The organism is Micromonospora sp. NPDC005686, assembly GCF_042871665.1.
In the GTDB taxonomy this organism is placed as follows: domain Bacteria; phylum Actinomycetota; class Actinomycetes; order Mycobacteriales; family Micromonosporaceae; genus Micromonospora.
In genome coordinates this window covers 582,821-595,829 of sequence record NZ_JBIAIY010000001.1, presented here as the reverse complement: position 1 = coordinate 595,829, position 13,009 = coordinate 582,821, and the positions used below count along the sequence as shown (strand labels likewise).

The window sequence follows — 13,009 nt, the reverse complement described above, 5'->3', positions numbered from 1 at the left end:
TTCCGTCCTCCGGCCGGGCAGGTGGCGGTCACCGGGCCACGGCTTGACCACCCACCGTCACGGTAACCCCGGGAGCCGGTCGGGTTCCGGCTCAGTCCGGCAAGCGGGGCAGAACGGTCGTCGCGTCGCCGCCCGCCGGTGGCGGTGGCAGGACGGTCGTCGCGTCGCCACCCGCCGGGGCCGGTGGCGTCGTCGGGGCAGGCGCGGGCGCGGGCGCGCCGTACACGTTGCCGGCCGGGCGGGGCGGCGGCGTTCCCCCGTACACCGTGGGGGCCGGTACGGGCGTGCCGGAGCGGTAGGTGGTGCTGCTGCGCGGCAGCGGGACCGGCGGAAGGCCGCCGTCCGGGCCGCCGCCGACGCGGTTGCGGTCGGCGCGGTTGCGGCGTAGCAGAAGGACGATGAGGGCGACGCCGATGAGCACCAGCCCGATGCCGAACCACATGATCATGGATCCTCCGAACGACGAGTCGTCGGCCGCGGCGGTGGCCGGGGCGACGGCGGCGGCCACCGGCGACGTGCCGGCCGCCTCGGCCGCGGTGGTCTCGCTCGCGCTGGGCGTGGGCGAGGGCTTGCGGGACGGGCTGGGGCTCGGTGTGCGCGGGTCGCCCACCAGCCGAGCCGACCCACCGGCCCGGCCGAGCACCTCGCCGTCCGCGGCGCTCGCCTCGCCGGCCAGCTCCAGCCGCCCGCCGGCGACCCCGGCCAGGAAGGACACCCGGTAGCGCACGGTGACGGCCTTGCCCTTGCACAGCGGCCGGTCTACCGGCGCGACAGCGGCCGTGGCGACGGCGCCGCCGTCCCCGGAGACCTGCACCGGCACCCATCGCCGCCCGGACGCCACCTGCACCCGGACCTGATCGGCCCGCAGGCCGTCCAGGCGGAGCCCGACCGCGGTACGCAACCGCACGCAGCCGTCCGTCCGCTTGCGCACCTCGACCGCCACGGTGCCCGGCGGGCCACCGGCGGTGAAGCTGTTCGCCGAGCGCAGTCCCACCCGGTCGTCCCGGGCCGACGCGGGTGACGCGGGGACGGCGATCAGGGCACCCAGCAGCACGCCGACGACGGCCCACCGCGCCGCGTGCCACCCTGCCGACATCTCCACCTCACCGTTGCGTCCGGACCGGATCCGCCGGCCAGGTTACTACCGGCCCGGTCGGGCCCCGGAGCATCGAGCGGGCAACATGTGCGCCGCGCCACGCGGTCACCGCCCGCCCAGGTCACCGCCCGAACCGTCCGCCTCGGCGAGGGCCCGCCGGCAGAGCCGGTCGGCCGTCCGGGTCGTCTCCGGCAGCCGGTACCGGGGCGTCAGTGCCAGTACCCGTTCCACCGCGTCGTCCAACCCCATCCGGTGGCCGACGCTGACGAAGACCGGCCGGACACCGTCCCGGGTCCGCAGCACCCGCCCGACCACCTCGTCGCCGTCGCACAGGTCGGCGCTGTCGCCGCGCCGGGGGCCCGGCCCGGTCCACGTGCCGACGAGGGGCGTCTTGCCCACCCCGATCGTGGGCAGCCCGGTCACCAGGCCCAGGTGACAGGCCAGCCCGAACCGGCGTGGGTGCGCCAGCCCGTGCCCGTCACAGACCAGCAGCTCGGGACGGGTGGTGAGCCGGTCCAGCGCGGCGAGCAACGCCGGCATCTCGCGGAACGCGAACAGCCCCGGCACGTACGGAAACGCGGGTCGCCCCACGCACACCGCCTCGTCCACCACGTCGAGAGTGGCCGCGTCCAGAACCGTGACGGCCGCCGCGAGCAGGTCACCGTCGGGCGCGTACGCCACGTCCAGCCCGGCCACCGTCGCGGGCGCGACAGGACCGGGCCCGGTCAGGTCCACCCGGGACCGCAACTCCTCCTGTACGCGTCGCGCCTCGGCCACGTCGGCGGGCGGCACGTAGGCCACGCGTGGGTCATCGGTGGAGGGCATGACGTTCCGCCAGTTCTCAAGGTGCGGTGGAGGCGATGGTGGGGTCCGCGGCGGGGTCACCGGCCTGCTGGAGCTGCTCCTCGAACATCACGAACGTCCGCCGCCGGATGCCCTTGATCAGCGCGGCTTCCTCAGCGGTGAACGGCCGCCGCTCCGCGATGGCGGGCGCCTCGAGCGCCCGGACCGTCTCGTAGAGCGCGAAGATCGGCCCCTCGCCCCTCAGGCTCAGGCCGCGTTCTTCTTCGACCCGCTGCACGAACCGCTCAGGCGAAAGCACGAAGATTTCCTGCTCCCTGGCGAAGACGATCTCATCGATGATGTCGTTCGCAGGCCGCCAACCGCCCGTGGTGCGGTCCAGTCGCCACGCGGCTAGGCCGCCGTTGGCGGTCGGAAGGAACTTCACCGGATTGTCGTAGTAGTCGTAGTAGCCCGCGAGGCCGAGCCCGGCCACTGCATCCGTCACTGCGGCTCACCGTTCAAGGTCGTTTGAAGCGCGGCCCAGAAGTATTCACGCTGCCGTCGAACTATGCCCTTCCGGATCGCTACCTCCGTGGCAGACAGGCTACGTGCCTCGCTCCTGGGAACTGCCTCCAGGTCACGCCAGACTTCGAACAACGAGTGCTCCCACTCCGCCACCTGGTCAAGTGCCGCCAGATGAAGACGGAACTCACCGATGTGCCCGGCCGAGGTCTGCACTAAGAACTGAATATCTCGATACCCGCTGTCCTGGGGTTTGCGAAAGCGATCGCTGAAGTCCACCACCTGGAAACGAGGGTTGTTGCTCAGTTCGGCCAGTCCGGCATACAGGTCGTCAAGCGTCTGATAGGAGACCCTGCCTGCCGCAAGGTCGCGAAGGCGGGCAGCGTTTCCGCCATTCCGTTCGATCTTGTCCTCAGCCCGAACACGATCCTTCGGTCCGGGTCGTGGCTTGTACTCTGCTCCGTCCGCCGACATACCAGCCAGTTCACGCCCCAGCGAGTCAAGTTCACGCTGAGCGGTAACGGCCTCCTGGTAGAGGTGATCCAGATACTGATCGCGATACGCGAGGTCGTTAGAGCGTGATTTGTCGAAGCTCGGCTGGACAGCCACCGGCCGTTCGCCATCGAAGCGGCTACTCACCTGGATCTGCTGCGGACTGAGCGGGGTCGGCTCGATCGAAGGTGTGGGTGCCGTGGCAACAGCTTCGGAGCCGCGGTCTTGTATCTCCCCCAGTACGTCTTGCAACACGTCGATGGCCTGCTGGTGGCTCGCCAGGTGATGCAGGGTCAGCGGCCGGGCGGTCAGCGAGTTGGCGAGCTCCGGTGTCGCCAGGATCACCCGGACCAGGTCGGGCCGCTCCGCGAGCTGCCGCACCAGCGTCTCGGCGAGCAGTTCCTCCCGTCGCGGCGGCGCCTCCCAGCTCTGGTCGAGCATTCGCTGTACCCGCGGGTCGGCGAACAACCGGGTGAGGTCGGTCGCGGCGCCCTCGTCCAGCCCGGGTACGAGCCTCCGCAGCGCCGGCACGTCGGCGTGCTGCGCCAGTTCGACGGGCGTCACCCCGGCGGCGAAGGCGGCGTCCAGGTTCCCGCTCGCCGCGAGCACGTCGCGCACGTAGAGCCCGGCCGAGATCCGGTGGGCGTGCGCCTGCCGGTGGTCCTGCCGTACCCGGCTCGGTTCTGGCTCGACCGGCGGCGCGTTACCCGGCAGCGGTCCGTCAGCCCCGCGGTGGAAGGTGGTGGACTCGCCGAGCAGGTGAACATGGTTGAAGTCCGGGACGTGGCCGTCGGCGACTGGCGGCGGGGCCGGCGGCCGTGGCGGCTCCGGGCGGGGCAGCGGCTCGGGTAGGACGTTGTAGGTGCCGGGTGGGCGGCCGGTGAGCGGCAGCGGGCGGCCGTCGGGGCCGAGCACCAGAGCGTCGACGCCGACCACGTTGCTGCGATCCGGACGGCCGCTGTGGTGGTAGATCGGCCGGTCCGCCACCGCGCCCGTCTGCGGGTCGAGGAAGAGGACAGTGCCGTTCTGATTCAACGCCACCCACGCGTGCGACCCGCCGCCCTCGAAGCTGGTGATGAGGAACGCGTAGCTGCCGTGGCCGCCCGACGCGAGTTGCGCGTACAGATCCCGGTAACCGCCGTCCACCAACCGCTGCCGGTCCCGGCCGGTGATCCCGGGCCGATCCGGCGGGCAGAGGTTCTGGAACCGGCCGCCGGTCGTCTGCTCGACCCGCAGCGGTCCGTCCGCCTCGCCGCCCACCGGCCGGTTCACGTCGCCGTTCAGGTAGCCGTCGAACGTACGCGGCGCGGCGACGCGCGGCCTTCCGTGGACCCAGGTCTCGAACAGCGACAGCGTGCAGTCGAGGCAGTTGATCCCCCGGGTGGCGTCGGCCGCCGGGCCGCCGTCGTTGGCGAGACGGAACCAACCGCCGCGCCGGGGATCGGCGGTACGCGCGACGCTGCCGTCCGGGTTGCGCGGCATCTGCCGTTCGAGGTCGGTCTGGTGCAGCGCGAGCGGAGGCCGGAGTCCTCCCCGACGGCCGTAGGGCCGGGATCTGTCGATCGGCTCGGGATGGCCGTTACCGGTGAGCGCGGAGCGGTCGGCCGTCTCCACCGCACCGACGGCCAGGTCCGCCATGTCGTCGTTGATCCGGTAGAAGTCGAGGTCGTCCTCGACCATCACCTGCTCCGGAACAAGCCTTCCGGATAGGACGTGGCCCGCCTCCTCGCGCAGATCGGCCGCTTCCAGAGCGGCCTCATGCGACTCCCGGTGCCATCGTTCGGCTGCCAACGTCCGGCCGGTGCGACGCAACTCCATGGCCTGCGCGGCCCAGTCGCTGGCCCGTTCCTCGTGATACGTGGCCCGCTCGTGCAGCCAGTCGGCTCTGGTGTCACGCCGGCGGCTCTCGAACCACGTCCGCTGGGACTGCAAATAACCGCGATAGCGACGCCGGTCGAATGATTCCCGGTCGGCCACCAGCCGTTCCGCGCGCTCCCGGATGGTTCGCAGGTCGGGAGGCGGTGGGTTGAGCCTGCCGAGGTCGGGGCCCGGGGAATCGGCGGACGGCCGGGGCGGCGCCAATGACTCCAGCAGGGGGAAGCGGGAGTTCGGGTTCAGGTTCGGGCGTGGATCAGGGGCGGATGGTCCTGGGTACGGCGCCGTCTGCGGTTGCGGCGACGGCGCGGGCGGCGGCGTCGGGTGGCCGATTCCCGGGCCGGCCCGGTCCGACAGCGGCGCCGCCAGCGGCGGATGATCCGCAGTGGGCGGCGACAGCGCGGCCGGCGCCGCTCCCGCATGTACCGGGGTCAACGGCGGCGGGGCGTTGTCGATCGGCGCCACGACCGGACCAACGCCGCCATGGGCTCCGGTCGCGGGGAGGGACAGGCTGGCGACTGGCGCGTCCGTGACCACCGAGGACAACGTGGGGCTCGTGGCGACCGTCGGACGTGCCACGTCGTGCGGCACGGCATCGGTGTGCGGCGTCGTAGCCGTCGGCTCCAGGCCCGGGCGGGGCAGATCCACGGCGAGCGGGTGCGCCCCGGCGACTTCGGGCGAGACGTGCGTGGGGCTCACGGGGACCGCATCCGCCATCGCGCCGCCGCTCGGGACGACCGCCTCGGCGACCCGCTGGGCCGGGATCAGCCCGACCGGATCGGTAGCGGGCGGCACGTCCAGGCCGACCGGCGAGACCGGCAGCCCGCTCAACTTCCCGTCGAGGCGGTGGTGCAGTGCCGAGTCCGCCTGGCCGGTGGCGGAACCGGTCACACCGGAGGCCGCCGCACGTGCCAGATCCTCCAGCGACGGTCCGTTGCCGGTGGCCAGGCCCGCGGCGGTCTCGGCGAGCGTCTCCCCGGCCATCTCCCGCCCGAAGCGCTCGCCGATCTCCGCGAAGCGCCCGTTGGCGTGCCGGCCCAGACCGGCAAGCGGCGCGACCGCGCCGCCGGCGAATCCGCCGAGGGCCGACGTGCTCACGTCGGTCAGGTCGAGGCCGCTCCGCCGGCCGGTGGAGTTCTGGTACGCCTGGGTCCCGAGGCTGGTGGTCGCCTCCTGACCGGCCTCCAGCAGCCCGCCGATCGCGGCCCGCCGGGCCAGCTTGCGAGCGCCGGACTTGGCCACCTCCTTCGCGGCCCGTTCACCCGCCTCCTTGAGGCCCTGCTTGACCGCCTTGCGTGCGAGCTGGGCCACCAGCCGCTTGAAGATCTGCTGCACCACGACCCGCGTGGCGGTGACCGCTGCGGCGGCCGCCGGGGAGGCGGCGCCCAGGGTGAGCACGGCGGCCACCGCCAGCGACAGCAGCTCGATGACCAGGATGCCCAGCTCGATCCAGGCTTCCAGCTTCGCGCCCTCGATGTCGCAGCCGCAGGAGTCGACAAGTCGCGCCAGCTCGTCGGTGGCCGAGATCAGGACGTGCAGCGGCGCATCGTCACCCTCGGCGAGCTTGTGCCATGCCTTGTCGAACGCGCCGGCGACCAGGCCGACACCCCCGTAGCCGCTCCTCACCTCACCGGCGGCGGTTATCGCGTCGTCGCGCGGACGGGTCAGGACGCCGGCCACGCCGTACCACTGGTCGGCCAGGTCCCAGACGGACCGCTCGTTGCCCTCCGGCCACTCGACGCCGACCACCCAGTCGAGGGCCTCATAGATCCAGCCGGGCACGTCCCAAGGGCAGAAGTCGAGCGGGTGCGGGATCGGGCTGGGCAGCATGCTCACGCGCGGGTCCTCCGGTGGTCAGCGCCGGGGCCGATGGGGGTGGTGCCCTTGCTGCGGGATCTTCCCGAGGTCGCGGGCGTTGCTCAGGTCCGTCTCGACGGTGGCCGCGACCGAACGGACGACGTCCGACCCGAGCACCTCGAGCGATCGGCCGAGAAGCTCCCACGCGCGCAGCAGCGTCTCGGCGTAACCCTGGTAGTGCTTGTCGAAAGCGGCACCGATGTCGTCGCGGCCCCAGGGCCGCTGGGCGCTCGCGACGGCGATCGGATCGCCCGTCTCCTGCCGGGCCGCGCTCACCGCCCGCCCCGACAACTCCAGGTCAGCACCGCCGCGGCGGGCCCGGTCGGGGTCCAGCCAGATCTCTCCCCCGGCCACGTGTCACTCGCCGCGGGCCAGCACGGAGTCGGCCCGGCCGAGCAGCGCGCCGAAGTCGTTGGTACGCAGGAACTCGACCGACGGGGAACCCGGCGGCAGGTAGCCGGAGACCAGTTCCCGGGTCGCGGTGGTCGCGGCGGTGGAGGCGCGCAGCACGGTCTCGGTGATCTTCCGGCTCAACGCCCGGGCGTCCCGGTCGTGGAACACCCCCGGGCTCACCTCGACACTGATCAGCTCGCCTCGCGCGCCGACCACCGCGGTCACCTGACCGTCGTCGGAGCGTTCGGTTACCCGCAGCTCGGTCAGCTTGACCTGGAGTTCGTCCAGGCCGGACCGCAGGCGCTGGTATTGGCCGTACACCTCGTCGAATCGCGCGCGTAGTGCACGGTTCGCATCTCGGTCCGCACTCTCGGCCACCGTCGCTCCCCTTCCGTCACCGTGGGTAGGGCCGACCATACCGGGTGCCACGAAACCCGTGGGGTCCGGTAATTTCAGGTGGTGATCGAGCGACAGCAGGCCGAGCAGATCGCCTCCGTGTGGGCCCGGCGGGACTCCGAGCGTCTCGGTTTCCCCTGCACTCCGGTGGTCGAGGAATTCGACCTGGGCTACCTGGTCAGTTCCACGGTGTCGACCGACGCCCGGGCGCTGCCCGGCGACCTGCCGACCACTGTGATCGACAAGGAGACCGGCGAGGTGTCGACCTGGCCGCGGATCCCGGCACCGGCGGTCGAGGAGATGTACCGCCAGCGGCACCCGGCCGAGCCACGCGCGCCGCGTACCGTCGATCCGGCCGCCCAACTGCTCCGCGAGCTGACCCGGCTGCCCACACCCGGTGCGGCGGCGCACCTCACGCTCGACGGCCGGCGGCACGTCGCGCAGGGCGCGAAGGGCGACGTCGAGGTGCGCCACCATCCCCTCGTCCGGTCCTATCTGGACGAGCTACCCACCGGCCACCTGGTACGCGGCGGCGAGCGGCACGCCGAGATGATCGTCGTCTCCGACGCGCTGTACGAGCACGACCACCGCCGGACCGCCGAGGGCATGCCACCACTGTCCATCAAGGAGGCCCGCGACCTGCTCGGTGCCAGCCGGATCGAGAGCTTCCGCATCCGTGAGGCCGGTGACCCCGCCGCTGGCCCGGCCGAACTGCGCTGCGAGTCGTGCGTCAGGTTCCTGGTGCACGTCAACGTGCTGCCCTGGCCGGAACTGGCCCTCGCCGAGGAGTGGCAGTCCGAACCTCAAACAGCCCCCGAGCCCGGCCGGTTTCCCGACGAGGTGGCGAACGCGCTCGTGACCGCCGGCTGGCGACCCCACTTCGGCGACGAGGTGTCCGCCACCGCCTCGGTACGCAAGGTCAGCGAGGTCCGGGGCGCTCAGCACGCCCACGCCACCTTCCCGGCCGCGCTGGCGACGCTCACCGCCTTTCCCGGGCTGGTGACCGCACGCCAGGGCCCGGGCGAGGCGGTGTGGATCTCCCGCTTCGAGGTGCGGCCGCGAAAAGTGGCGCACACCGCCGACTCCCTCGCCGACTTCGCCGCCGTCCTGGGCGCCCGCCTCTTCCCGCTCGGCAGCGAACGTCAGGAGAGCATCCTCGCGGTCGACGAGCACGGCCGGATCTTCGCCCTCGACCAGGCCGGCGAGTGGTTCCTCGGCGAAGACATCGACGCCGCCCTCACCACCCTGCTACTCGGCCGCGCCCCCGCCCGGGTCCGCGACGACGGCACCTGGTGACGATCAGAGGGCCACGCCGGTCAGCACCGTGACCCGGGGCTCGGTGTAGTCGTCCATGGCGCTGCGCAGCCCTTCCCGCCCGACCCCGGAGCCCTTCATGCCGCCGTACGGCATCTGGTCGGCCCGGTACGACGGCACGTCGCCGACGATCACACCGCCGACCTCCAGCGTCCGGGCCGCGTCGAACGCCACGTCGAGCCGGTGGGTGAAGACACCGGCCTGGAGGCCGTACGCGGAGTCGTTGACGGCGGCGAACGCGGCCCGGTCGTCGGCGACCGGGGCGACCACCAGGACCGGCCCGAACACCTCCTCGGCGCACACCTTGGCGGCGGCGGGCACGCCGCTGAGCACGGTGGGCGGGTAGGTCGCGCCGTCGCGCCGTCCGCCGGTCTCGACGGTCGCGCCGGCGGCGACCGCCTCGTCCACCCAGCCCTCGACGCGCTGCGCCGCCTCGACCGACACCAGCGGGCCGACATCCGTCTGCTCGGAGCGCGGGTCGCCGGTGCGCAGCGCCCGCACCGCCGCGACGAGCCGGGGCAGGAAGCCGTCGTAGAGCCGTTCGTGCACGTAGACCCGCTGGACCGCGATGCACGACTGCCCAGCTTGGTAGTTGGAGAACGTGGCGATGCGCTGCGCGGCGAAGGCCAGGTCCTCGTCGGCCGACCAGTCCGCGCAGATCACCGCCGCGGCGTTGCCGCCGAGTTCCAGCGTGACGTGCTTGTCCGGCGCGGCCCGGCGGATGGCCGCGCCGACCGGCCCGGAGCCGGTGAACGAGACCACGGGCAGTCGGGGGTCGGTGACGAGTTCGGCGGCGCGCTCGTTCGGTAGCGGCAGCACCGAGAACATGCCCTCGGGCAGGTCGGTCTCGGCCAGGATCTCGCCGAGCAGCAGTGCGGTGAGCGGTGTCGCCGGGGCCGGCTTGACCACGATCGGGGCGCCGACGGCGAGCGCCGGGGCGACCTTGTGGGCGACCAGGTTGAGCGGGAAGTTGAACGGGGTGATGCCGAGCACCGGCCCGCGCGGCACGCGCCGGACCAGGGCGATCCGCCCGGTGGCGGCGGGGTCGGTGTCGAGCCGTTGCAGCTCGCCGGAGAAGCGGCGGGCCTCCTCGGCGGCCCAGCGGAACGTGGAGATCGCGCGCCCCACCTCGGCCTTGGCCCACTTGACCGGCTTGCCGTTCTCGGCGGTGATCAGGGCGGCGACCTCGTCGGCCCGCTCGGCGAGTCGGCGGGAGACGTGGTCCAGGGCCGCCGCGCGGGCGTGCGCGGGCAGGGCCGCGGCCTCCGCGGCCACCCCTGCGGCACCCGCGACCGCGGCTTCGACCTGGTCGGCCGTGGCGAGCGTGGTACGCCCCACCGCCTGCCCGTCGTACGGGTGGGTGGCTGTCAGTTCGCTCTCGCCGTGGGCGGGGCGGCCGGCGACGTAGAAGGCTCTCGGCTCCACGCCCGGCAGCCTAGACCACAGACGTCCACGCGGAAACAGTTGCTCAAACCCTTGTCTGCCTCGGATTTAGTAGCCAAGATGGCATTGAGATTGCGATAACCTCCGCCGACCCTCCCCCCGGCCACCTTCACGGAGACTACTGATGAGCGACCAGCAGCAGCTGCGCAACTTCGTCAACGGCGAGTACGTCGAACCGGTGGACGGCGGCTACGCCGACCTGATCGACCCGTGCACCGGCGAGGTCTTCGCCCAGGCCCCGGTCTCCGGCGCGGCGGACGTGGACGCGGCGATGAAGGCCGCCTCCGCCGCGTTCGAGACCTGGCGGGACGCCACGCCGGGCGAGCGGCAGCGGGCGCTGCTGAAGTTCGCCGACGCGGTGGAGGCGCGGGCCGCGGAGCTGGTGGACGCGGAGGTCCGCAACACCGGCAAGCCCCGGCAGCTCACCACCGAGGAGGAGCTGCCGCCGGCCGTGGACGAGCTGCGCTTCTTCGCCGGCGCGGCCCGCCTGCTGGAGGGGCGCTCGGCCGGCGAGTACCTGGCCGGGCACACCTCGTACGTGCGGCGCGAGCCGATCGGCGTCTGCGCCCAGGTGACGCCCTGGAACTACCCGCTGATGATGGCGGTCTGGAAGATCGCCCCGGCGCTGGCGGCTGGGAACGCGGTGGTGCTGAAGCCGTCGGACACCACGCCGGTGTCGACGCTGCTGCTGGCCGAGATCGCCGCCGAGCACCTGCCCCCGGGCGTGTTCAACGTGGTCTGCGGCGACCGGGACACCGGCCGGGCGCTGGTCTCCCACCCGACCCCGCAGCTCGTGTCGATCACCGGCTCGACCCGCGCGGGCATGGAGGTGGCCGCGGCGGCGGCGCCGGACCTGAAGCGGACCCACCTGGAGCTGGGCGGCAAGGCCCCGGTGGTGATCTTCGACGACGCGGATGTGGCGGCGGCGGCCGAGGCGATCGCGATGGGCGGCTACTTCAACGCCGGTCAGGACTGCACGGCGGCGACCCGCGTGCTCACCGGGCCGGGCATCCACGAGGACTTCGTGGCCGCGCTGACCGAGCAGGCCCGCAACACCCGCACCGGTGCGCCGGACGACGCCGACGTGCTCTACGGCCCGCTGAACAACGCCAACCAGCTCGCCCGGGTCAGTGGTTTCGTGGACCGCCTGCCCGACCACGCGAACGTCACCACCGGCGGTGGGCGGGTCGGCGAGCGCGGCTTCTTCTACGCCCCGACTGTGGTCTCCGGCGTACGCCAGACCGACGAGATCATCCAGGACGAGGTGTTCGGGCCGGTCATCACCGTGCAGCGCTTCTCCGACGAGGACGAGGCGGTGCGCTGGGCCAACGGCGTGGACTACGGCCTGTCCGCCTCGGTGTGGACGCGTGACCACGGCCGGGCCATGCGGATGACCCGCCGGCTGGACTTCGGCTGCGTCTGGGTGAACACGCACATCCCGTTCGTCTCGGAGATGCCGCACGGCGGCTTCAAGCACTCCGGCCACGGCAAGGACCTGTCGGTCTACAGCCTGGAGGACTACACCCGGATCAAGCACGTCATGCACAACATCGAGGGCTGATTCCGATGGCCACCAGCGAGGAGTTGCACAAGCGCCGGGTCGAGGCCGTGGCGCGGGGCGTGGGCAGCACGATTCCCGCGTACGTGGACCGGGCGGGCGGCGGCACGATCACCGACGTGGACGGGCGGGAGTGGATCGACTTCGCCGCCGGCATCGCCGTCACGAACGTGGGCAACTCCGCGCCACGCGTGGTCGAGGCGGTACGCGCGCAGGTCGAGCGGTTCACCCACACCTGCTTCATGGTCGCGCCGTACGAGTCGTACGTGGCGGTCTGCGAGCAGCTCAACGCGCTGACCCCGGGTGGCTTCGAGAAGCGCTCGGCCTTGTTCAACTCCGGCGCCGAGGCGGTGGAGAACGCGGTGAAGATCGCCCGGCACGCGACCGGGCGGCCCGCGGTGGTGGTGTTCGACCACGCGTACCACGGCCGGACCAACCTGACCATGGCGCTGACCGCGAAGAACATGCCGTACAAGCACCGGTTCGGGCCGTTCGCCGGTGAGGTGTACCGGGTGCCGATGTCGTACCCGCTGCGCGACGGCGGGCTGGACGGCGCCACCGCGGCGGCCCGCTCGATCGAGATGATCGAGAAGCAGGTGGGCGCGGAGAACGTGGCGGCGCTGCTGATCGAGCCGATCCAGGGCGAGGGCGGCTTCGTCGTACCCGCGCCGGGGTTCCTGCCGGCGTTGCGCGAGTGGGCGACGGCGGCCGGGGTGGTGTTCGTCGCCGACGAGATCCAGACCGGTTTCTGCCGCACCGGCGACTGGTTCGCCTGCGAGCACGAGGGCGTGCAGCCGGACCTGATCACGCTGGCCAAGGGCATCGCGGGCGGGCTACCGTTGGCGGCCGTCACGGGCCGGGCCGAGCTGATGGACGCGGTGCACGTCGGCGGTCTCGGCGGCACGTACGGCGGCAGTCCGATCGCCTGCGCCGCCGCGCTCGGGGCGATGGAGACGATGCGGGAGCTGGACCTGGCCGCCGCCGCCCGCCGGATCGGCGCGGTGATGGGCGAGCGGCTGGGCGCGATCGCCGCCGGTGACCCACGCGTGGCCGAGGTACGTGGCCGGGGCGCGATGCTCGCCGTGGAGATCGTGCAGCCCGGCACGCTGACGCCGGACCCGGCCGCCACGGCGGCGATCTCGGCGGCCTGCCACGCGGCCGGGCTGCTCACGCTGACCTGCGGCACCTACGGCAACGTGCTGCGGTTCCTGCCTCCGCTGGTCATCTCCGACGACGAACTGGGCCGGGGCCTGGACATCCTGGCGGCCGCCTTCGGCTGA

At 72.7% G+C, this 13,009-nt stretch carries 10 protein-coding genes; 3 read left to right on the top strand and 7 right to left on the bottom strand.

Annotated features, from left to right (window positions below):
• Window positions 1–91 precede the first annotated feature (91 nt).
• The 6 genes from ACFYON_RS02730 to ACFYON_RS02705 form a co-directional block, all read right to left on the bottom strand.
• Window positions 92–1,096: a hypothetical protein gene (locus ACFYON_RS02730; RefSeq protein WP_357706550.1), complete on the bottom strand. Its 1,005-nt coding sequence runs from the start codon at window positions 1,094–1,096 to the stop codon at window positions 92–94.
• A 105-nt stretch (window positions 1,097–1,201) separates the two neighbouring features.
• Entirely contained in the window at window positions 1,202–1,921 is a 720-nt protein-coding gene (nfi, locus tag ACFYON_RS02725) for a deoxyribonuclease V (protein ID WP_354865085.1), read from the bottom strand.
• Between the two features lie 16 nt (window positions 1,922–1,937).
• Window positions 1,938–2,384, bottom strand: coding sequence for a hypothetical protein (locus ACFYON_RS02720; protein ID WP_355096873.1), 447 nt, complete (start codon window positions 2,382–2,384; stop codon window positions 1,938–1,940).
• Window positions 2,381–6,166 (bottom strand): toxin glutamine deamidase domain-containing protein, encoded by a 3,786-nt coding sequence (locus ACFYON_RS02715; protein ID WP_387187284.1) that lies wholly within the window; start codon window positions 6,164–6,166, stop codon window positions 2,381–2,383. The genes ACFYON_RS02720 and ACFYON_RS02715 overlap by 4 nt, the downstream gene beginning before the upstream one ends.
• 456 nt (window positions 6,167–6,622) lie before the next feature.
• Complete coding sequence (locus tag ACFYON_RS02710) at window positions 6,623–6,979, bottom strand: hypothetical protein (protein WP_354865079.1); 357 nt, start codon at window positions 6,977–6,979, stop codon at window positions 6,623–6,625.
• Between the two features lie 3 nt (window positions 6,980–6,982).
• Window positions 6,983–7,396, bottom strand: a complete 414-nt coding sequence (locus ACFYON_RS02705; RefSeq protein WP_354865077.1) for a YbaB/EbfC family nucleoid-associated protein — start codon at window positions 7,394–7,396, stop codon at window positions 6,983–6,985.
• Window positions 7,397–7,474: 78 nt separating this feature from the next.
• On the opposite strand from ACFYON_RS02705, the gene ACFYON_RS02700 reads away from it, so the two are divergent.
• Entirely contained in the window at window positions 7,475–8,710 is a 1,236-nt protein-coding gene (locus ACFYON_RS02700; protein WP_387187282.1) for an SUKH-3 domain-containing protein, read from the top strand.
• 3 nt (window positions 8,711–8,713) lie between these two features.
• Here ACFYON_RS02700 and ACFYON_RS02695 read toward each other — a convergent pair whose 3' ends face one another.
• The gene (locus ACFYON_RS02695) at window positions 8,714–10,153 is read right to left on the bottom strand and encodes an aldehyde dehydrogenase family protein (RefSeq protein ID WP_354865073.1); all 1,440 of its coding nucleotides are present in this window, start codon (window positions 10,151–10,153) and stop codon (window positions 8,714–8,716) included.
• Window positions 10,154–10,295: 142 nt separating this feature from the next.
• On the opposite strand from ACFYON_RS02695, the gene ACFYON_RS02690 reads away from it, so the two are divergent.
• A complete protein-coding gene (locus ACFYON_RS02690; protein WP_354865071.1) occupies window positions 10,296–11,732 on the top strand; it encodes a gamma-aminobutyraldehyde dehydrogenase in 1,437 nt (478 codons plus the stop codon).
• A 5-nt stretch (window positions 11,733–11,737) separates the two neighbouring features.
• Window positions 11,738–13,009 (top strand): 4-aminobutyrate--2-oxoglutarate transaminase, encoded by a 1,272-nt coding sequence (gene gabT / locus ACFYON_RS02685; RefSeq protein ID WP_354865069.1) that lies wholly within the window; start codon window positions 11,738–11,740, stop codon window positions 13,007–13,009.